A 650-nucleotide genomic window follows, 5' to 3' on the forward strand; every position below is an offset into this window, starting at 1 on the left:
GGATGCGCGTGGGCGTCATGCTCGGCTACCCCGCGCGCCAGGTGAAGGCCGATATCGAGGCGCTGGTGGCCAAGGCCGCGAGCGAGGAGCGGCTGCGCGGCACGCAGGTCAAGGTGGAGTTCAAGGGCTTCATGGCGGATGCCTGCGAACTGTCCAGCGACGATGCCATCGCGATGACCGTGCGCCACGCCTATTCGGATGCGACAGGCAACGAAATGCCGGGCATGTCGATCCTCGGCCTCACCGACGCCCGGCACTTCAAGCTCTACCAGGACACGCCGGCCTTCGTCTTCGGCCCCGACGCGCAGGAGGTGCACGGCATCGACGAGAGCGTCGCCATCGAGAGCATCCACAACGTCACGCGGACCATCGCGCTGAGCATCGCGGAGTGGTGCGGGGTGGAGGCTGCGCCCGATCGGGTAGCCCCGCAGCCGGAGGCGAGGAGCGGAGCGTGAATCGGACGCACAAAGACATGAGCCAGACCAACCTGCCGCTGTCGGGCGCCCGCCTCTGGGACAGCCTGATGGAGATGGCCCGGATCGGCGGCACGCCCAAGGGCGGCTGCAACCGCCAGACGCTGACCGATGTGGATGCCGAAGGCCGCGCGCTCTTCCAGAAGTGGGGCGAGGCGGTCGGGCTGACGCTTACCG

Annotated in this window: 1 protein-coding gene and 1 pseudogene; both read left to right on the plus strand. The window is 68.5% G+C overall.

Going from position 1 to position 650, the window contains the following annotated elements; translation table 11 throughout:
• On the plus strand, nucleotides 1-455 hold a 455-nt coding region (locus AC1DWF_RS35435; protein WP_476843140.1), incomplete at its 5' end, for a M20/M25/M40 family metallo-hydrolase.
• A 17-nt stretch (nucleotides 456-472) separates the two neighbouring features.
• Nucleotides 473-650: pseudogene (locus AC1DWF_RS35440) on the plus strand (Zn-dependent hydrolase); the annotation flags it as partial.

This window comes from Aminobacter sp. P4_D5, assembly GCF_056401815.1.